At 36.8% G+C, this 19,946-nt stretch carries 27 protein-coding genes; 6 read left to right on the forward strand and 21 right to left on the reverse strand.

Going from position 1 to position 19,946, the window contains the following annotated elements:
- Position 1: 1 nt before the first annotated feature.
- Positions 2-589: an SMI1/KNR4 family protein gene (locus RCJ95_RS16890; protein ID WP_221682306.1), complete on the reverse strand. Its 588-nt coding sequence runs from the start codon at positions 587-589 to the stop codon at positions 2-4.
- Between the two features lie 200 nt (positions 590-789).
- Here RCJ95_RS16890 and RCJ95_RS16895 point away from each other — a divergent pair, with 200 nt between their 5' ends.
- Positions 790-1,341, forward strand: coding sequence for a GNAT family N-acetyltransferase (locus RCJ95_RS16895; protein ID WP_221682307.1), 552 nt, complete (start codon positions 790-792; stop codon positions 1,339-1,341).
- A gap of 51 nt (positions 1,342-1,392) precedes the next feature.
- Here the strand turns inward: RCJ95_RS16895 and RCJ95_RS16900 are convergent, their stop codons facing one another.
- Positions 1,393-1,950: a histidine phosphatase family protein gene (locus tag RCJ95_RS16900; protein WP_221682308.1), complete on the reverse strand. Its 558-nt coding sequence runs from the start codon at positions 1,948-1,950 to the stop codon at positions 1,393-1,395.
- Positions 1,951-2,848: 898 nt separating this feature from the next.
- Here RCJ95_RS16900 and RCJ95_RS16905 point away from each other — a divergent pair.
- Both RCJ95_RS16905 and RCJ95_RS16910 read left to right on the forward strand, forming a co-directional pair.
- A complete protein-coding gene (locus RCJ95_RS16905) occupies positions 2,849-3,019 on the forward strand; it encodes an aspartyl-phosphate phosphatase Spo0E family protein (protein ID WP_004230265.1) in 171 nt (56 codons plus the stop codon).
- Positions 3,020-3,191: 172 nt separating this feature from the next.
- Positions 3,192-3,662: a hypothetical protein gene (locus RCJ95_RS16910; protein ID WP_257522081.1), complete on the forward strand. Its 471-nt coding sequence runs from the start codon at positions 3,192-3,194 to the stop codon at positions 3,660-3,662.
- Between the two features lie 124 nt (positions 3,663-3,786).
- On the opposite strand, the gene thrS is transcribed toward RCJ95_RS16910, so the two are convergent.
- The 10 genes from thrS to RCJ95_RS16960 all read right to left on the reverse strand — a co-directional run bounded on the left by thrS (position 3,787) and on the right by RCJ95_RS16960 (position 10,370).
- Entirely contained in the window at positions 3,787-5,703 is a 1,917-nt protein-coding gene (thrS, locus tag RCJ95_RS16915; RefSeq protein WP_446722518.1) for a threonine--tRNA ligase, read from the reverse strand.
- Positions 5,704-6,080: 377 nt separating this feature from the next.
- Positions 6,081-6,311 (reverse strand): hypothetical protein, encoded by a 231-nt coding sequence (locus RCJ95_RS16920; RefSeq protein WP_337975790.1) that lies wholly within the window; start codon positions 6,309-6,311, stop codon positions 6,081-6,083.
- 14 nt (positions 6,312-6,325) lie between these two features.
- A complete protein-coding gene (locus RCJ95_RS16925) occupies positions 6,326-6,682 on the reverse strand; it encodes a hypothetical protein (RefSeq protein ID WP_274773115.1) in 357 nt (118 codons plus the stop codon).
- Positions 6,683-6,693: 11 nt separating this feature from the next.
- Complete coding sequence (locus tag RCJ95_RS16930; RefSeq protein WP_446722519.1) at positions 6,694-7,290, reverse strand: hypothetical protein; 597 nt, start codon at positions 7,288-7,290, stop codon at positions 6,694-6,696.
- 122 nt (positions 7,291-7,412) lie between these two features.
- Positions 7,413-7,919 carry a hypothetical protein gene (locus RCJ95_RS16935; RefSeq protein WP_257522076.1) on the reverse strand — a complete coding sequence of 169 codons (507 nt, stop codon included), beginning with the start codon at positions 7,917-7,919 and terminating at the stop codon, positions 7,413-7,415.
- A 123-nt stretch (positions 7,920-8,042) separates the two neighbouring features.
- Positions 8,043-8,507: a hypothetical protein gene (locus RCJ95_RS16940; RefSeq protein ID WP_257522075.1), complete on the reverse strand. Its 465-nt coding sequence runs from the start codon at positions 8,505-8,507 to the stop codon at positions 8,043-8,045.
- 47 nt (positions 8,508-8,554) lie between these two features.
- Positions 8,555-9,040, reverse strand: coding sequence for a GNAT family N-acetyltransferase (locus RCJ95_RS16945; protein WP_274773110.1), 486 nt, complete (start codon positions 9,038-9,040; stop codon positions 8,555-8,557).
- 15 nt (positions 9,041-9,055) lie between these two features.
- The gene (locus RCJ95_RS16950) at positions 9,056-9,403 is read right to left on the reverse strand and encodes a DUF3147 family protein (protein WP_016993931.1); all 348 of its coding nucleotides are present in this window, start codon (positions 9,401-9,403) and stop codon (positions 9,056-9,058) included.
- On the reverse strand, positions 9,403-9,801 hold the full coding sequence (locus tag RCJ95_RS16955; RefSeq protein WP_131520412.1) for a MarR family winged helix-turn-helix transcriptional regulator: 399 nt from the start codon (positions 9,799-9,801) through the stop codon (positions 9,403-9,405). The genes RCJ95_RS16950 and RCJ95_RS16955 overlap by 1 nt, the downstream gene beginning before the upstream one ends.
- Positions 9,802-9,887: 86 nt before the next feature.
- Positions 9,888-10,370, reverse strand: a complete 483-nt coding sequence (locus RCJ95_RS16960; RefSeq protein ID WP_446722520.1) for a hypothetical protein — start codon at positions 10,368-10,370, stop codon at positions 9,888-9,890.
- A 188-nt stretch (positions 10,371-10,558) separates the two neighbouring features.
- Between RCJ95_RS16960 and RCJ95_RS16965 the strand changes: the two genes are divergently transcribed.
- Positions 10,559-10,810 (forward strand): hypothetical protein, encoded by a 252-nt coding sequence (locus RCJ95_RS16965; RefSeq protein WP_446722521.1) that lies wholly within the window; start codon positions 10,559-10,561, stop codon positions 10,808-10,810.
- On the opposite strand, the gene RCJ95_RS16970 is transcribed toward RCJ95_RS16965, so the two are convergent.
- From RCJ95_RS16970 to RCJ95_RS17000, 7 genes are all read right to left on the reverse strand, one after another.
- Positions 10,786-11,760, reverse strand: a complete 975-nt coding sequence (locus RCJ95_RS16970) for an HD domain-containing protein (RefSeq protein WP_221682320.1) — start codon at positions 11,758-11,760, stop codon at positions 10,786-10,788. The two genes, RCJ95_RS16965 and RCJ95_RS16970, sit on opposite strands and share 25 nt — an antisense overlap.
- A complete protein-coding gene (locus RCJ95_RS16975; RefSeq protein ID WP_221682321.1) occupies positions 11,750-12,397 on the reverse strand; it encodes a class I SAM-dependent methyltransferase in 648 nt (215 codons plus the stop codon). The genes RCJ95_RS16970 and RCJ95_RS16975 overlap by 11 nt, the downstream gene beginning before the upstream one ends.
- Positions 12,398-13,607: 1,210 nt before the next feature.
- Positions 13,608-14,462, reverse strand: coding sequence for a hypothetical protein (locus RCJ95_RS16980; protein WP_446722522.1), 855 nt, complete (start codon positions 14,460-14,462; stop codon positions 13,608-13,610).
- A 1-nt stretch (position 14,463) separates the two neighbouring features.
- The gene (locus RCJ95_RS16985; protein ID WP_446722523.1) at positions 14,464-14,730 is read right to left on the reverse strand and encodes a hypothetical protein; all 267 of its coding nucleotides are present in this window, start codon (positions 14,728-14,730) and stop codon (positions 14,464-14,466) included.
- 74 nt (positions 14,731-14,804) lie between these two features.
- The gene (locus tag RCJ95_RS16990) at positions 14,805-15,338 is read right to left on the reverse strand and encodes a hypothetical protein (protein WP_446722524.1); all 534 of its coding nucleotides are present in this window, start codon (positions 15,336-15,338) and stop codon (positions 14,805-14,807) included.
- Between the two features lie 14 nt (positions 15,339-15,352).
- Positions 15,353-15,946 (reverse strand): replication-relaxation family protein, encoded by a 594-nt coding sequence (locus tag RCJ95_RS16995; RefSeq protein ID WP_446722525.1) that lies wholly within the window; start codon positions 15,944-15,946, stop codon positions 15,353-15,355.
- Positions 15,885-17,189, reverse strand: a complete 1,305-nt coding sequence (locus RCJ95_RS17000) for an FtsK/SpoIIIE domain-containing protein (protein ID WP_446722526.1) — start codon at positions 17,187-17,189, stop codon at positions 15,885-15,887. Before RCJ95_RS17000 ends, RCJ95_RS16995 begins: the two co-directional genes overlap by 62 nt.
- A 340-nt stretch (positions 17,190-17,529) precedes the next feature.
- On the opposite strand from RCJ95_RS17000, the gene RCJ95_RS17005 reads away from it, so the two are divergent.
- Positions 17,530-17,745, forward strand: a complete 216-nt coding sequence (locus RCJ95_RS17005) for a helix-turn-helix domain-containing protein (RefSeq protein ID WP_446722527.1) — start codon at positions 17,530-17,532, stop codon at positions 17,743-17,745.
- Between the two features lie 102 nt (positions 17,746-17,847).
- Positions 17,848-18,579: a hypothetical protein gene (locus RCJ95_RS17010; protein ID WP_446722528.1), complete on the forward strand. Its 732-nt coding sequence runs from the start codon at positions 17,848-17,850 to the stop codon at positions 18,577-18,579.
- A 49-nt stretch (positions 18,580-18,628) separates the two neighbouring features.
- Here the strand turns inward: RCJ95_RS17010 and RCJ95_RS17015 are convergent, their stop codons facing one another.
- Positions 18,629-19,414 (reverse strand): N-acetylmuramoyl-L-alanine amidase, encoded by a 786-nt coding sequence (locus tag RCJ95_RS17015; protein ID WP_446722529.1) that lies wholly within the window; start codon positions 19,412-19,414, stop codon positions 18,629-18,631.
- Entirely contained in the window at positions 19,411-19,905 is a 495-nt protein-coding gene (locus RCJ95_RS17020) for a phage holin family protein (RefSeq protein ID WP_446722530.1), read from the reverse strand. The genes RCJ95_RS17015 and RCJ95_RS17020 overlap by 4 nt, the downstream gene beginning before the upstream one ends.
- Positions 19,906-19,946: the final 41 nt, after the last annotated feature.

A 19,946-nucleotide genomic window follows, 5' to 3' on the forward strand; every position in this document is an offset into this window, starting at 1 on the left:
GTCACTCGAATTCCTCCTCGTAAATAGCGGTGAATTCATAGTCTCCCTCTATAAGTTGCTGTAAATAATCCTCAAACGAAGCTGCAATCACCTCAAAGCTATCAGGATCATGTACATAACGAACCACCTGGCCAACTTGTCCCGCTTCATTTGGCGTAAAATCAATATATAGGCTTGATGTTCCCCCATTATTCATACAATCTGCAAAGCAGAGCCGTTCATTTAACGGGACATGCATATTAATCTTTTCATCTACTTCCACATACGCTAAAAATTCCTGATAGCGCTCATAAATTGTTTCACGTTTGTCATGATAATCTTTCACGATTTGCTCCACCGACTTTAAATAATATGGATAATCCCCTAAATCAGAGCCTAGCACTAGAACACAGATCGTTTCTTGCCCATGCTGACAATAATATGTACCATTGACATCCTGTAATAGCTCCACCAAAACTTGTGGGCAGTTCGGAAATACTTCTAACAAGGCCTGAATTTGTGCCTCTGAAGCACCAAAAGCCTGTTGTAATTGTTGCTGCTCTTCTTGTGGTAAGTATTGTAATAAATTCGCAAAATATGTTGTGCGCATCTTAATCCCTCTCTCTCTTTAACTATGACATATTTTAGCATAATTTCTTCCATTCTCTTAGTCCCTCATGCTACTATGGAAGTATGCACAAAAAAGGGGTGGGTTTATGAGTGTGAAAGATGCAGTAGACGTGAAAATATTACCAACAATCGTAGGGTTGTAACGCTACTTGCAGCCCTTATACAAGGGAGAATATAATAATGGAAAACTATTTGACAACATTTTTAACAGGGCAATCGATCACTTTACAGCAAATGACTGCTGCTGACCTAGAGGCTTTTATAGCAATCGAAAGCGAATTCACCTCTTTACTACTTGCTAATGATGAGATTCCCTTTCCACAAACTGTAGAGGATCACACCGCTTTCTTTAACAGTATCAGCGGAAAGAAGGAGGAATACTTTTTCGGTATCTATGAAAAAGCGTCACATCAGTTAATAGGCTCCTGTGGCGTTTATGCAGTGAATTGGCAAAATAGCACTTGCTCAGTGGGCATTTCAATTGGGAAAGAGTGGCACGGCAAGGGCTATGGCACGGATGCAATGAAAACGCTTATTGATTTTATCTTCCAATATATAGCTATTCAGAAAATCAAGCTTCAGGTTTTCAGCTTTAATCCAGCAGCTATTCGCTCCTATGAAAAATGTGGCTTCACAAAAGAAGGCATTTTACGCCAAGAAATCTTCCGCTTCGGTACATTCCATGACGTAGTTTTATTTGGCCTCTTACGCTCGGAATGGGAGAGGAACTAACTAAATAGCACAACAGAGATACTATGATCGCTGTAGTATCTCTTTTTTTGTTCAGTCCTCTTGCCACACGCGTGTTACTTCCTGTAAGGATAGACCTTGAAAGGCTAATCGATAGATATCTGGCATACTTAACGTTTGCCAAAATGCATAATCGTACTGGGCATCAAAATATTGCATCATCAATGCCATGATATTACCATGTGTACCGATAACGACAGACTCCTCTTGATGAGTAAGAAGGATGCGCTGCAAACTTGGAATGGCACGAGCCATCGCCTGTTGATTGGACTCTCCACCTGCCCATGCAAAGCTTGGCTCCTGCCACACCCGTTGCACTGCTGCATGAAAATCCTCCAGCTTCCCAGTAGCAAGTTGTCTTTCTTTTAAAGCATCTATCGTTTGGATGGGTAAATGACGCGCCTGTGCAATCCCCTCCACTGTTTGAATGGCTCTTCGATAGGGACTAGCATAAACGGCATCGATTCGATAATGCTTCAAAAGATTTGTGACACGCTCTGCATCCCATTGTCCCTGAGCAGATAGTGGACGATGATATTCATCCTCTGAATAATGAGCATGTGCGTGTCTAACAAAATAAATTTCAGTCATCTGTTTCTCCTCTTTAATATTAACTAAATGAATCTACCAAATTCCCTCTTGCTATTGCAGCGTGTATGTTTTGCTGTAGCGCTGACTCCCAATGGAAATTTCCAGTTGAACGACCTGTAAATCAGGGGTGCTCGATTCATTAATAGCTATTCGATCATAAAATCTATAAGAAAATACGTAATTGAATCCGTTAAGTATTGCTTAAACAATTCTTTTGTGGGGAAATGCTTCATGGCTATCAGTCATTGCAAATCATGAGGTTCCTCCACTAAATCAAACATAATGAGCAGTATTTCCTCTATTTGAAGAGGTTTGTAAAAGACGAATCTTACCGGCCTTTAAGAAAGCTTAATAGGTCTCTCTTTTTTCCAAAGATAAATTCGCTTCATCACCTCTTCTCTTACCCATTATTCCATTAATTTCAAAAATTCTCAACATTTCACCATAGACAATGAAATGTCCCCATTTCTAAACAACAAAAAAGGGAATTTGCTAAAATGTGACAAGATATGAATTCCGCGCTTAATTATCGGAAAATTCAATCTCTAATCACAACTTTTTTCTTAGTATAAAAGACTTAATATCGCTCTGTTTTCCCCTTAATATTTTCTAAAACAAAGAATGTGAATAACCCTATCCATCGCATGAATAGGGTTTTAAGTCATGTATTAAATTCTATAAAAGGGGAATTATACAGTAATTTTTATCTATAATATATAAAAAATTTCAATCAATCTAAATAGGATGAAGTACCTTATCTATGACTAAATTACGAATTTGAGAAACGATACACAATATGACATTTTTTTTAATATAAGTGATATACAATGAAAAAGTTGAATCGAGGTCATAAAAATTTATTTCAAGAATATGGATAAAAAATTAGGAGGAAAATATCTTGGTTAACTTATTACTTAAACAATTCTTGAAGGCGGAAATTGAGATCAAACGAAGAATTATGTATAAAAAAGCAAAGGATCTTGGTTTCACCCACCCTATTGTAGTAGATTACAGTCAAGAATTGGATGTCTTACTTAATAGATATTTAAAACAAGCACAAGCTTCCTAATCATAACGAGGCATATAATAGAAGAAAGTATAGATATGATAAAGCCAGGCCATGTTTTATTGGCTGGTTTTATCGGGGATGATACATGCATTCACCTAGCCATTTCTCAGAATGTATAGAGAATGAAAAAGTAGGCGATGTTTTTGATAAGAAAACATTTGGAGGTTGAATGATGCACGTATTCATCTTAACTTTTATGGTTGTTTCCAAAATATTAATGCCACCTCAACATTCAGTAGACCATACAACACCCACACTTTGCACACCAACTGAAATAAATACACTATATCAATATCCAAACAACCAATTTCAATCGTTTCGTGATGAGGACAAATTTTATCAGCAGCTTAATCGTGCGATTTATGAGGAATATACCAATGCTTCATTGAATATTCGTCAAAAGATGGCTTTTAAAGATGTAGCAAATGCGACAAAACGTTTTTATTTACAAACAGATGGTAAACAGGAAACAATAGACCTCTCTCAACATACTTTTATTCATCCCAATCGACAAGTTTATTTTTTAGCATCCTTTCAGCACAATACCGATGAATCCTATCGCAAATTTCTTGTCATCGACGCTGAAACACAAGAAGTAATACTGGGACATTCGCATTTTCAAGAAAGTTCCAAGCACCTTTAATTCATTGTATGCACACCATGTAGATTCTAGTAGTCATTTCAAAAAAATAGAAGTAAAAATTTCTTAACAATTAAAAAGCTTGCGATGAATGACGAACATGCATCGCAAGCTTTCTTTACTTGAATTAAGCTAAACTTTTTTGTTGAATGGCTGCTGTGATTTCTACTATTAATTGCTGTAGTGACTTATCAGTGGAATTTTGCTGACCATGTCTGCGAACAGCTACAGTTTGGTTGGCAACCTCACGATCACCGATAACCACAATATATGGTATTTTTTGCAATTGGGCTTCTCGTATCTTTTTGCCGAGCTTTTCTTGGCGATCATCTAATTGCACACGGATTTCTGCCTGTTGTAAAGCTTCAACAACTTGCTTGGCATAGCCTTGATGTGCCTCTGCTACCCCAATCACTTGGACTTGCTGTGGTGCCAGCCAAGTTGGAAATGCTCCGCCAAAATGCTCGATTAAAATACCTAAGAAGCGATCAATTGAGCCAAACACTGCACGATGGATGACAACAGGTCTCACCCTTTCATTGTGCTCATTAATATACGTTAAATCAAATTTCTCTGGTAGCTGGAAATCAAGCTGAACCGTTGCGCATTGGTGACTGCGCTGAATCACATCTTTAATATGGATGTCAATTTTCGGTCCATAGAAAGCCCCGTCCCCTGCATTAATTGTATAGGCAATGCCTAAATTGTTTAGGACATTTTCAAGTGCTGCTTCTGCTTGATCCCACAGTGCCAAATCACCCATATAATCATCTGGTCGTGTCGATAATTCAATCGTATACGCAAATCCAAAGACGTTGTACACTTCATCTATAATCTTTAAGGCCAGTGCAATTTCATCCTCAATTTGCTGCGGTGTGGCAAAAATATGGGCATCATCCTGACAAAAAGTTCGTACACGTAACAGACCATTCAAGGCACCACTAAACTCATGTCGGTGCACTTGCCCAAATTCTGCCATACGTATTGGTAAATCTCGATAGGAATGTAAGGCATTTTTGAAAATCAGCATATGCCCAGGACAGTTCATCGGCTTTAAGGCAAAGCTTTGGTCATCTACCTGTGTAAAATACATATTGTCCTTATAATGATCCCAGTGACCTGACTGCTCCCATAAGCGTTGGTTCATCATCAGCGGTGTTCGTACTTCCCTATAATCATATTTTGCTTGTAAATGTCGCAAATACGATTCTAGTTCATTGCGTAAAATTTGACCATTGGCTAAATAGAAGGGCATGCCAGGTGCTTCCTCTGAAAACATAAATAACGATAGCTCTTTTCCTAGCTTACGATGATTCCGTTTTTCTGCTTCCTCCAAGAAGATAAAATGATCGCGCAGTTCCTCTTTTGTAGCAAAGGCAACGCCATAAATACGCTGAAGCATTTGATTATTGCTATCGCCTCGCCAGTAAGCGCCTGACACATGCATTAATTTAAAATGCTGTAATTTGCCTGTAGACGGGACATGTGGACCACGACATAAATCATAAAACTCTCCCTGCTCATAAATCGTAACTAGCTCATCTGCAGGAATTGCCTCCAACAGTTCGAGCTTTAACGCATCATGGGCGAATAATCGCTTCGCTTCTTCACGAGAAACCTCGCGTCTATGAACCGGTATATTTTCCTGAACAATTTGTTTCATTTTCTTTTCAATTTGCTGCAAATCACTCGGTGTCAGTGTATCGGCAATATCTATATCATAATAAAAGCCATTTTCAATGACTGGTCCTACCCCAAATTGTGCATGTGGGTAAAGTCGTTTAATTGCCTGAGCGAATAAATGGGCCGTAGAATGGCGAATGACCTCGATCCCTTCCTTGGAGCTTGCATCGTACAATGTAATTTGTGCATCTTCCATAATCGGGCGCGTCAAATCAATGATGGTTCCATTAGCACTCCCTGCGACTGCCTTTTTGCGAAGCTCTGGACGAGTCGCTTGTGCAATATCGGTTAGTGTCACACCTTTTGTAAATGCTTGTTGTTGGCCATCTGGAAATTGAATGTGAATACGTTGATTTGACATGTTCTCTACTCCTTTTTAATAATAAAATCAATTACACCTTGGCATAATTGTGTAGATAAAAAAAACACATATCCGTCCCTACTAAGGGACGAGTATGTGTTGTTTACCCGTGGTTCCACCCAAATTCCCACTAGTTTATAAGCTAGTGGCTCATTGAATTTGCAGTAACGCCGCAAAAAACGGTGCAAGTTTCCAAGCACGGCTCCAAGGTAGTAAGATGGGATTACGACATTAGGAAGCTTGCAGCCAAGGCCTCCCTCTCTAAAAATGGTTAATCGCATCTCTTGTCCTTATCATTGCCCATTTCATTTTGTATGAAATTGTTAATTACTATAACGAATAGTGAATTCTTTGTCAAACCCTAAAAAAGAAAAAATTTAGCGACGGGCTTGCAATGGACGTTCTGGACGTTGTACACAGTAGTGACAATTCGGGTCATCACATGCCGCCTCTTGCCACTCATTACACATCGCACAAAAATAACTATCGAACGTGTCATCATAGATGATGGAATTTTGACAACTCGGGCATTGTTGATTCTTTTGAATCGTACCGCTGATCTCTAGCCCATCAATAATCACTATATCTTCGCGCTGTTCAATTCGCATTTTATTATTATCTCCTAATAATTTTTCACTTCTAAGGTCTCATCTTCAGATTGCCATTCTACATGGATCATTGGCTTTGTTTCTCGTTTAAAGATTTTCTCACTTTCTTTTTTTGTGAAGGAATAATAGCCATCTTTATTTAACTGAACATCACTTAAATTTTGGGATTCTTTTGTCCCCTCAATCGTAATTTCTAAAGGCCCCAAATCATCATCATCTCCCAGATAAAATAAGCGTAAGCCCACCTCGCCATTACTATGATAGATGGCTTTCCAATGCTCACTTTTGGCGATATAATGTATCTCCTGCTTGGGGCTTTGACAAGCTGTCAATAGGATGATGAGGACAAGTGGAAACATCCATTTTCTCATTAAATATCCCCCTAACCTTGTATGGTGACAGCCCATCCTGTCGGCTTTTCTTCAAAGGCATCCTCGTATTCTGTAAAAACAAAGTGAAGTCCCCTTAAATCATCTGGCAAGGGTGGTGTCACCACATACGTACTGCTTTCATGTCCATTTGAGCCACCTGTACCTTTACTTCGGCATTCATAGGACGCATCAATGTATAGACCAAAATGATTTCGTTGTAATTTTTGCTGAATCGTTAGCTGAGGTTCTTGCTGCTCATCCCAATCGATTAATAATTGTACTACACTTGCATTGTCATATTGACGAACATAAGAAACCGTATACAAACGCTCTCCCTTTTCTACCGTTTTCAATACAGGGATATAGTGACGGAAGCCTGATGGTTCTACCTTTGAAGTATAGTATTTTTCTGATTTAATCAACTGGAAGAACAACGCTAAAAAAGTATCATCGAAACCATATTGCTGTGCCCATTTCGAAATGGTATCATCCGAAGGCAAGCCTGGAGTATGAGCTGCTTGCTCTTTTCGTTGCTGCAAAAGTGCACATATTTGCTCATCTATTGTGACAAGCCTTGGAACATTGTATTTGCTATGTTGTTCGGACATCTATATCCTCCTTCCTCCTGCAAGTCCTTCTTCTTTCTATACGTTATTTTCCTCAATTGGTTCCATAAACAGCCTATTTTTACTTGTAAATACCAAAAAAAGCTATCCAAAACATTGGATAGCTAGTTCGCTAGCATATCATTGTGCCAGCTAGCGGAGTCTGATAATTGATATGTAACCATATTGGCTGTCACAGCGAGAATAACACCCGCTCGGGACATATGAGAGGTATTTGGCTTTTCCAATACAAGGACCACGTAGCCCTCTCCACGTCCTTGCTCATCAAGCGCATTCGTCGCATTTATTTCAAAGGTGGAATACGTTTGCTCATTCGTCGCATACAGAAGTCGTTCTTCATCATACACGCCATGTTCTTTTAAATTATAGCTGACAGGCATCCACCCTTCAGACCATTCAATACTGCCTATCATTTCTCGTTTCCTTCTGGCAAGACGTCCAATGGAATACCTAAAATATATCTTCATAATCGCTTGATTGTCTTCATTTTTCCCTTCACAAGTGGCTGTCACTTCAAGCATAATATCATTTTTCGAAAGCTTTTTCATAAACACTAAAGCCACAGTGATAACACAGATAAATAGTACTATACCCAAGATGATAAATGCCATTAGGTCCCTCCTAGTATCACAATTGCTGTTAATACAATATTACCATGTTCTAGGAGAGATAGGAGCTTTTCACCAAACAATCTTAGGAATTGACACAGGCATAAAGGATAAGACAAAAAGCGATTATTTATTGGCTTGAAGCTCAACTGTAAGCGTAAAAGGTATTTTTAAGTATTCATAGTGTATCGTTACTTTCTGGTTGTTAGACGCTTGAACTTGAACAGCATAATGCTGCGGCTGCTCACCAATAGCTTGTTGATTTATGTATCTTTGAGGTACGATCGTTCGCTGTGCTAATTTATGAAAAGATAGTTGATCATTTCCCTCTAGCTTTGTTTCCGCCTCAAACGGTTCTGACTTACTTATTACAAGCTTCGCGCTATCAGAAGGCTGATCATTCACCAGTATTTGCTTCAGCTTAATTTCACGCAACCCTGTATTTTCAAGTGCGATGATTTTGATTGCTTCATTGCCTTGTTTGCTGGTATAGCTTTGAATAACAAGTGGTGGATTGCTCTTAAGATAAATCATAAAGATTGCTCCGACCACAAGCACACTCAGTAGTAAAATAAATAGTATTTTTTTCATACTTTCCCTCTCTTTCCTCCTCACCAGTATAGCAAAAACAACCTGACTTATTGACAGTCAAGTTGTTTTTGTAAACGTATTTCATCTCGTATTGGAATACCATCATTACCAATGAGCGGGATAGAAGGTTTATAGGCTCTTGCTTTTTCCACTGCATTACGTAGTATTTCTATTAAACAATAGCCACGTTTTTGATAGAATTTTAATGCATGTAAATTATCGTTTGTTGTAATAAGTGATATGCTTGTACAGCCCTGCTCCATTGCTGCTTGCTCTAGCGCATTCACAAGAGCAGAACCGATGCCTTTCCCCTCAACCGTACTATCTAAAGAAATGATTTCACAGTCCTCTTTTCGCACGATATAGGTGATTAAACCGATCATCATTTGTTGCTCATTCATAAAAGCAAAGCCCGCTAAATCACTACAGTCATAAATGCCACTGGAAATGACCATCTCCGTTGAACCCCAATGCTCCTGAAAAAATTCTCTTACAGTTTGTTTTGGTACTTCATGTATGGCAATAATCGTCATGTTATAAACTCCTTCTTAAATGGAAATATGAAAAACCCCTGCAATCGCTTTTTGTATGCCTAAAAATACAGCCCAGGACAGCACACCAAGACCAATAGCTAGTACAATATGTACGGAGGATTTCATCGCCATGTAAATCACAAATAGCATGCACATCGTTGCAGGCAAGCCAACGATAACGCCTACTGTAAAGCGTTGAATATGCTCACTCGACTCACTTTGCACGGTCAGCCAAATAATGCTTAAAATACTCACCAATGGCAACGCAGCAATAATGCCTCCATAGGTAGGGAATCGACGTGCAACCTCCGTCACAACGCCAATGATGGCTGCTGAACTCAAAATTTTAAAGAATGTATACATTATTTTGCCACCTCACTTAGACGTCGAAACGCCTGTAGAATGGCTTGCTGCTCCTGCTCAGTTAGCTGATTAAGGGCTTGCTGTAGCTTATCATCATCTAGCTCCGAGTTTTTCTTCAGCACTTGTAGCCCTTCTGCTGTCAAATGTAGCATGACCTTACGCTGATCGTCACTTGCACGCTCCTTCATCACCCAGCCATGACGCTCTAGCTTTTTCACATGCTCTGATGCCGTATTAGGAGAAATATTTAGTAACCCTGCAATATCACGCACCGTCACTTCCGCTTCCTTTTGAATCATTTGCAAAATACGCACGCTTTGATGGGAAATAACATCTTCATGGGTTGTATGTAGATGATAGAATATCGTTGTAAAATAATCATTTATATCTTTAATCATTGTAATAGCTCCTTTAATATATCGTTACACACGATTATATCGTATATCACGATATATTAAAAGCTACCTCGTTAAAGTTTATATTTTCAGATATTTTTCTTCAGTAAGCTTAGCATTTGATAGCCATCTGAGGGTAATCCTGCATAGGGCTTATACCAGTTTGGATAAATTAGCGGGAATGCTGTTGCAAGAAATTGAAAAGTATTCCAATAAAAAAGGCCATTAAAAAAATAGTGTATCCCTGCATAATCAGTAAAATAACGGGCTAGATAGCTAGCACAAAATAATACTGCTAAAGTCATGATAGGACCACCCGCTATAAATCCAAGCGACTGCTTGCGCGTGAAGCTACTCCCTTTTTGCGGGGTACAGAAGCCAAAAAATCCCCATCGAATATGGAAATGTATACGACCTATACGCAAGTTTTCAGGAAAATTTTTTGCCCCCAAATAAACATGGGCTCGTTCCTTTGAACATACTATAACACCCAATGCATGCCCAATTTCATGCAACAGCGTGGAGATTGGTATGCCTACTACATATAAAAGCATAAAGGATAGAATGGACATCACAACTCACCCCCTCCCAAATATACTATCTATTTTTCATAAACATCTATCTTTCTGCGTTTCTTGCTAAATCGTATCAATGAGTACTTGTGAACACTCTCCTTCTACAGTATTATCACTCTAATCTGAATTTAATTTTGGGCATCCTATGTTATACTTTCTCTATTTTTTAGTAGGTGGCACAAAATATGAAAGAAGATACCTTTCATACTGTTCTTCAAAACACGGTATTTGGAGCGGTTGGCATGCTATTATTTACTGTGCTCACGTTCCTCCTAACAGGCTGGTTTAAACCAGGCATTTCTGTTATGAGCGCGCTCGCTGTCTATGCCCTATTTATGCTTTCTGCAAATATATTTTATCCATGTTTGCCTAAAGAAAAGGAGCTGCCTTTTGACAGCTCCTCAATGATTGCCTACCCTTTGATTATTTTCACATAAACACCCTGCTCAAATCTTTCCAAAGCACAGGCATTCATTGCTTTAACATGGTTAGATACCTCGCTCGCCTTCCATAGTCGCTGTTGATGATAGACAGCTGGATCGATGAGTCGCACTTTATTACGAAAATGAATGTCATGATTCTCTTGTTCTTCTCTTACCTCTACATTTTCATGTAATTGTTGTAAAAGAGCTTGAACGTCTTGATCATGTGAAGCCTTCACCAGCTGCAATACTTCATGATCAGTCTTTAGGAAATCTTCAAGCGTTAGAATTTGTTTTGCTAGCGACAGTTTTAATACATTCGCTAACGAACTAGTCGCATAGATATTTAAAGGGTGCAAGAAAAAATCTAACACTTCCTGATAATAAATTTTCACAAACCATTCTGCACGCTCAATCGTTTTAACACACAATTTCCCCTGAAAAACGAATAAGTCCTGTAAAAATTTTTGGATATCTTCCAAAGTTAAATTTCTATAAAAATACATATCTCTTAATGTATAATCTATACGATCCGCACACAATGCTGGAGCAGGTTGTTCAAGTAACGACCACCTTGATGTATCGAGTATGTTCTCAACCTCGTAGCCATATTTTTCTAGAATCGCAGGTATCGAAGACTGTTTGATAACATCCATGAATATTGCTTCATGATAATCTTCCGCCTCATTTTCAAGGACAACATCCACAACATGGGAAAAAGCGGTATGGGACACATCATGTAATAAGCCTGCCACCTGCTCCTGCAATGAACCGCCAAACTTTCTAATAAGCAGCATGACACCTACAGAATGCTCAAATCTTGAAATAGTCCACCTGCTATTTACTAGAAAGCCTGCCCCAGCCTGATGAATTTCCTTTAAGCGTTGAACTGGCTTACTTACAATCAATTCCTCTAACAAACCATCTATTTCGAACTCCCCATATAAGGGATCACTAATCAGCATTTATATTCTTCCGACTAATCACAAAGACTCCACCACAATGCGATAGTGGGTAAAAGGTTAACTCACAAATTTTCTGTAAGGCGACCTTTAGCTCCTCATGGACAAAGTAAAATTCATCCTCATCCCAGTATCCCTTGCTATCTTGACGACATTGCTCCAGCTGCTCTCTTGTCTGGAAAGCTACATCGCCAATTAAAATTTTCCCTGTTGGTGATAGGTGCTGTAATAATTGTGTGATATACAAAGCCTTTTGCTCATCTGTAAAATGATGGAGCGCATACGTACTAATAATCGCATCATAGGGCTGCTGCAATAGCTCCTGTGGCAAGCCATTCATTAAATCCCACTCCATTAAGTGGGCATCTGGCATTTTTTCCTTGGCAATGGCAATCATGTTCGCTGAAAAATCAAAGCCATAAATTGAATGCCCATGTTCATAAAGCTTCGCCGTTAATATCCCTGTACCAAAGCCAATATCTAAAACAGTGGAAGCAGGAACAGCCATCACTTCATTGAAAATTTTATTTAAAATCGCTTTATAGCCTGCAAATGGATATTGATCCTTTTCCTCACTGTGTTGTACCGTTTGATCATATCCATCGGCCCATAAATCAAAACCTTGTTTATTTAATAGCATAGTGCCTCCTACAATGTATAAATTCTCCAAGCATTCATTAATTTACGTTCAGTCATCTGTTTCATCATAAATCCCCTTTCATTAACCAATTCAGTCCATTATACCAATTTATTACCTTTCCAACAATTCAGAAAATAAACATTGCTTTATCATTTATCAAATTGTCAAAAGCTGTTTTAATAACGATATTTATTTAAATTACAATAAACATTTTGGATAATGTTTCAATAAAAATTCCCAAAACATTACCACACTCCACTTTCTACGATATAATAATTATATTGGGTAGTTAAAATATAAAAAGGAGATGACTTTATGCAAGGTACAAACAAAAAGGCGTTGTTATGGATTAGCGTTATAATGAGCGTATTGTCCATCTTCTTTGCATCTTATGATTCTAACAAATTTGGAGCCCCATTCCCCTTTATAAGTTACATCGGTGAGTATGAGTTATCATCCGCAATTGCTTTATTTACTAAAAATGGCATTACTCAAATTCACTTTAATATACTTTATTTCTTTATAAATGTTACACTAGTTTACTTTATCCTTTTTTACGGTAGAAATATAATTAATTCATTAAAATCAATTAAACAATCCTAATTCATATACATCAAGATTACCAAAATCAGCCTAACAAAAGAAAAATGAATAGTATCCTACATATAATGAAGATGGAAATGATTTATTATAGACAAATAATTTCGTCTAATAAATTTGCATGAACCTTTGCATCTTATCCCATTGTAAAGGGAGTAAATTTCAAAACAATTCAAGAGCAATTAGGACAATCACATGTTACTATATCTATAGACACTTATAATTTTTAACAAATTAATGTAAATTGGTCGCCTTTTTAATTCAACTTATTATAAAACCTCATGTAAATCCATATAAATCAACGTTTCCTTTAAAGGAGGGATCTAAATGATCGCATTCACTTGTAATGCTCATTAGTGGTTTTTCTGGATTATTTATATGATTTTTAGGTTGATTAGTCTTTAAAATATCGGTGTTTATTATATTTTTTCTTAGTTAACGGTTGCTTAATTCTGATTAAAATTATTTAGTTGGTCGCTTTTTTGGTCGCTAATTTTAAATTAACTTTAAATATATGTTTATATTTATTTCAACAACTTTATTTGGTTTAATAGCAAAAACAGACAACTAATTTTTCTAGTTGTCTGTTTTTTTCTTCACCGAAATCAACTTATATATCAAAACTATCTGTTCTTTTTTCGTATTTTTCCTTATGAACAACCCCAATATAATTTTTAATTTTTATACTTAACCATGTGTTGATTAAATTTCTCAAATTCAAATCAAGTTCATTAAGATCTAGTGGATTTTCATCATAAACATTTTTAGATTGACCGTGCCGTGAAAACAAACCAGAAACCTCAGTCCCATCAGAACTTGTTATAGTGTTAGCATAGTGCGTAAAATTCCCTAAAATAAAATAATCTAAATAAGGTAACATATCTGGTATTGCTAAACCATTACAAATTTTTTTATATGACCTTTTTTCTCTTGGAATACCTAGGTCAGCACAAATAATTTCATAAACTTTATAAGCATTTACTAAAAGATACAAATTATCCCTATGATATAGATACAGTAGTCCAATTACTCTTCGAACTTTTTCATCATTTTTAACCATAGTTAAGCAGTTAGCTAAGTATAAATCGCTTTTCAAATCTTCTATTTTTATATTTTCGAATGGATTTACAAATTGTGCATACTCAATAAGATTTCTTCCAGATACCTCTTTACCCCTCGTTAATGAATTATATGAATCATCAAAATCAGTCAAACAATTATCCACTTTCAGTAAATTATCGCCCTTTAAAAGTAAGCACCCATTTATTAAACGAACAAAAGATAATGCTTTGTAGTAGGCTTTTTCATACTCTTCTTCGGGCAAATCACTAAAATGAGGGGATATTAGATAATAAGTCTCATGTTCACTGTAGTCTGTAAGATACATTATTTGTATATCTTTCGAAAAATTTTGTCTTGCTAGACTGTAAGTTATATTATTATCCGATAATCCCAAATGCCACATTTTAATTCCCCTCTTTTCTGTCGCGTTTATTATTCTTGTATTTTTTATATACCTTTACTGCTGCAAAACCAGTTGCTCCAAGAACTAGTGGAGTAGCTGCTACAGCAACAATGCCTAAAGCCATCCCTCCTCCAACTACAGCTCCTGTAGCTGCTAACCCACCTGTCATAGCTGCCGCATTTGCTCCCATAACTCCTATTCCAACACCAGCAACCCCTATGCCCGCTCCTGTTGCACCCGCAATCGCTTCTTCCTTTTCAACTTTCATTTAATCTACTCCTTTATAATCACATATTACAATATAATAGTAATGCATTTGAGGTAACATTTACCATAAACTTTTTAAAAAGATTCTCCAATCATTCTAAGTATATCCAAAAATAATGGCGACATTTGAATTAAGCAATATCCTAAACCAGCGTTCATGATGGTGTTCCAAGCTTTTTCTGAATTACCAAACATGAAATAAAAACAAGCACCGACTGATATAACAGAAGCTATAGGGAAACTAATGGCTACTAACACTTGAACAAGTGGGTCTAATGCAGACGCTAATATTTCCAATGACTTATCAGCGATGATTCCCACAGGTTGCCCCACCGCATTAACAGGTACAATAGACGGCACTTGAGAGACAATCGGCTCTAGGACAGGTTGTTGAACTGGAACATTAACTGGAAGGAGTGTGGAGGAAGTTGTATCATGAAATTTGTTATATAGAAATAAACCTGTTCCAACAGCTGTTAGAGTGGGGATTGCTCCTGCTACAGCCACATGCTTTAAAGTTGCATACTTTGCATCATTTGGGAAACGCTCCGAAAAATCTGTGTACTTGGTTGCTGGCACAACCTCTGTTTTAATATGCCTTTTAAACATAATTTTTTCCCTCCTTAATAAATATCATCCATTGTGTATACTTGACACTTTAAACCTTCGCACGCTTCTACTAATTGTTTTCTGCGCAGCTCCGTAGTCGTAAGCCAAACTAACGTAGGGATATATCCGAACTGTTGTATTAGGCTTGGCATTAGATTTTTATATCGTTTTATTTTATCTCGATTCACCTTCATTTTTTGAATGTTATCAATTTCTAAAAAGTATTGAAATCCGTTTCGTGTAAACATCGAATCAGTAACAACCGTATTTGTTCCATTTGAAATTTTTATTTCATTCTTCCAATCTTTCGGACATTTAAAAAACAACCAAAATTCGTTGCGCATAATCGTATGCTGGACATGATTGCCTTTTTTTCGCACTTTGGTACATCCTACATATTCACGACCTATCTTACTTAAATAATACACACTCTGATTTCCTTCACGATAGCTCACAAGATAACTAGAGAGATTTTTCAACACTCGATTTGTATTACGTACCTTTCCTAATTTAAAGTATTTATTTATTTGATCCCGTGTCAAAAAATCAAATTTCTTCAAAGCTAACAGTATTTGTTCGTCTCTGTCTGATAACTGTTTCTTTTTCAAAACATTGTTCCTCCTTCTCGATAATAATGTAAGGAAGAATAGTGGAATGAATAATTTCGGGTGTTATAAGTGGTGTTTGCAGAATTTCTCTTTTATCAGCAGTTTGATAAATGGCCCGACCTGGTATCTGTGGAAGTAGTTCAGCACCCGATTCATCAAGAACCACCCTAGAAGCTATTGCAGATTGAACCCGAAAAGATAACTTGGCATCTGAATTTTGTTTGCATTGTCTTGGAATTACATCACCAGTTGGATATTGAGTAGCGAGAATTTGCCGAAATCCCAATCCAGCACCAATCCTGGCAATCTTCGACATGATTGTTTGGCATTGCTGCTTTAATAGCTTTTCTTCTTTCGTAACCGCTTCAGCTGGGTTTAATTCACCTACTTCATCTACAATGATAAAATAGCGATCTTTTATCCCCATTTCTTGCACATTTTTCTTTCCTCGTTTTCTTAGCTCAACCTGTATTTCACGCATACGATCATAAGCTTGTTGTAGCGTTACTAGTGCTTCTTCTGGTTCGTACGCTATTGATACAGTTTGCTTAATTTTTTCATAGTCGCACAGTTCAACTCCACCTTTTAAATCAATCAAGAAGAATTTTACGTTGTTTGAATTGCTATGTATTAAGCTGCAAATTATAGAATTAATGAGATTACTTTTACCATAGCGTGTAGCACCACCTAAAACGACATGAGGCACTTTTTCAAAGTCATGGTATCTAAAGCTATTCATTTCTCTTGCAACTCCTATAGGTACTTCCCAGTTCTCTCCTGCCGTAAACGGTACACTTTTTGCCATTGGTTTATCATAAACCCTTATAATCAACAGTCCATCAAAATCTAATTCAATTTCTTTGCAATCTGTTAGCTTAGACTTCCAAAGTTGTTGCAATTGTTGAAGTACGTCTTTATCCCATTTCAAAGAACTAATTTCATTAAAAGTAATCCGTTTTCTTCGATTATTTATTCCGTCCTCCAATACTCTTTTTTTGCCTAAATAGTCATCGAAGCTACGCCCGTAAGGGATGCGATATTTATATTCCCACCCCCATTCATATTGCTTTTTCTTAATTAATTGCGTGGTCAAAGTGTCTTTTCCATCTTTAACATTTAAACCACTCAGGGATATGATTTTTTGGATTTTTCCACTCTCATTTGTAGCCAGGCTTTGCTTACTTAAAAATGCTTTTAATGCGATTCCTCCAAACAACGTGGTTGTTACAATCTCAAATATCATTTACTTCCCCCCATCTTTTTTTGAAAAAAACAGTCCTCATTGACGGTCTCAACCTACCTATTTCAATGCTTTAATTAATGCCTGTTTGAATGCCACACAAGTATTGAGATTGGTATTTTGAATTCCTAGTTACATCAACAGCTGAGTTAACTTTTATGTATACCTGATTAATGGGACTCTTACTTTCGTAAGAGAACCTGTGGTGCGTTCATTACTGTAATAATATTTCTCTAAATGTAATTGTGTTACAAGGTATATGATGGTATTTCTTGTGATATTACAAATTGCGTAATTTTGTTTTTATTTCTATAATTATTTTCATAAGAGAGGTGAGTGTGGTATGCGTATAAAATTAAGGATTAAAGTATTGTTGGCTGAAAGAGATTGGACACAAAAATATTTAGCTGAAATCACAGGGCTGTCCACACGACTAATCAGTGATTTAGCAAATAACAGGGCTAAACTATATTCAAAGGATGCCCTAGAAAAAATCATCATTGCATTTGGAATTACCGATATAAATGAATTATTTATAATTGAGGCAGACGACAAATAAATTCGTCTGTTTTTTATTACTTTTCACATGTACTTCCTGAATATTATAATGTAAACTGTAATCTTGCTTTGTAAAAATTAATCAAACAAGGGGAAGAATGTAATGGAGTTTCTGGGTAAAAGTATTCGTTTTGTTGCAATACCTACAATGGTTATAGTGGCATTTTGTTTGTGGATTGGTTTCTTTTGGGAGCCAGCATGGTACGTTCCAGGAGTTTTCTTCGTTTTTATGATTCTGGTATTTATTATTCTTAACGTTTATTCTTGTATACTATCTTTCATTGAATTTAAGAAAAATAATAGTACGAAATCGCAACATACTCGAAAAAAGTATTTAACAACGGTTATTTCTATTACTGTTTTAATATTTATAATTGTCAGCTCAGTTATTTTAAGTAACAAATATAAAAATACTTACGATAAGTTAACTAGAATTGTTCCTGCTGAGACTATTCCTAGTAATTACATATTAACTTTAGAAAACATCGATATTGAAAATAATTCAGTAGGACAAGATTTTGATTTAGAAGCTGTTATCGATCATAAAGAAACCACTTTATTCAATGGTTCTCAAATTATTCTGGATGGTGCTTACACTACATCTTTCATACGTTTTCAATTACAGGCAACCGAAAAAGATTCAATCCCCGAAGTCGGCTTGATTGATGAGGAATTCACTATACAAAAAATGATGATGGATGGACAATTTTATTTACAGGTATTTGTAGAGGAAAACAGAGGTCGTTATGCTGGAAATGTAGCTACTGTAAAATTCTATTTTGATATAAAACGAGAGGTTGAATCAAGCGAAGTTTGGTCAAATATTTTTAATTGACACAAAAAATACCCAGGCTCAAAATTAATTGAGTACCTGGGCTTCTTTATTACTTTATAAATTTTTCATGGTATCGCTTGAGCATTGTTGCCATTTGCTCACGTGTTAATACACCCTTTGGATTCATATTTTTACTACCATCCCCTCGAATAATACCCTCCTTTACTGCCCAATCCCATGCATCCTTATGAGATGCACCAACAGCATCATTAGATTGCAACTCTGCTTTATTTTCTTTTAATTGTTTAATTTCCTTTTGTAGTGTATCAATATATTTTTTTAACTCATCGTATTGGCTCATTGTTAAATCCTCCTCTAGTCCATTTTTAATATCTAGCTTAAATTGTTCTTCCGTAATGCCCATGCTCAGTAAATATGAGTATGGGTCTCTATGATTTGTACCACCTAAATTATCTGAAATCCAACGATGTGACTTAATTCCTTTTCCACTACCGTCTAGTACAACTGGGATATTAGCTGCCTTTGCTAGCTCTCTCAAAAGCCAAATATACGCAGCATAATCCTTTTTGAATTGCTCCTTATCAGAAGTTCTTGCTAGTTCTACTTGGGCATAACTATACGGATTCCCTTTTGGACCACAACCATATTGCAGTTTATTGACTGGTGCAACTTGTACAATACGACCACCATCACCTACCCAATGCGAGGTGTAAGCATTGGCCTTATTCCGATTCATATAGGCAATTTCGTTTTCTAATGCTTTAGGACCTGTATTGTTAGGGTTTCCTGATTCATGAGCAATTACATACCTTATCCCTTCTAATGCAATATTGGGTAGTCCTGACATTATGCGTTTTTCGATGTTATATGTCATTCTGCATCACCATCCAAATATCTATTTTTTTCTGCTAAACGCTTGTTCGCACGTGCAGTTTTGTGTTCAATCTCGTCTGCCACACGCTCCAATGCAAACCCTGGAACCCATCGTTCCCAACCTGCACGATATACATTTGCAGTCATGGATTTCCATGTCGGCAGACCAAAATTGAAGATAAAGTATGCGTACAATACATAAGGCAAACCTAATGCCACATCTACACGAAAAGCAAGTACAATAATTCCTATCATAAATGCCGAACGATATGCACCATTAATCCCATATTCACTTGCCATCGTACCATCCCTCTTTGAAGCAGCCCGTCCAGATAACCAATCAAGCGTAAGAACAGCTAAAAAGATTAAACCTGCTGTACGTGTAATTCCTGTACCAAACATAAAATTAACCATCATCATAACTGCTGTACCAGTTGCTCCCACTACAGGATGAGCAAATAATGATTGTGAATACTCTTTTAATAAATTCATTACAACACTCCCTTTTCCCATAATAAAAACACTCTCACAAG

This window comes from Lysinibacillus sp. BSL11 (assembly GCF_052928325.1).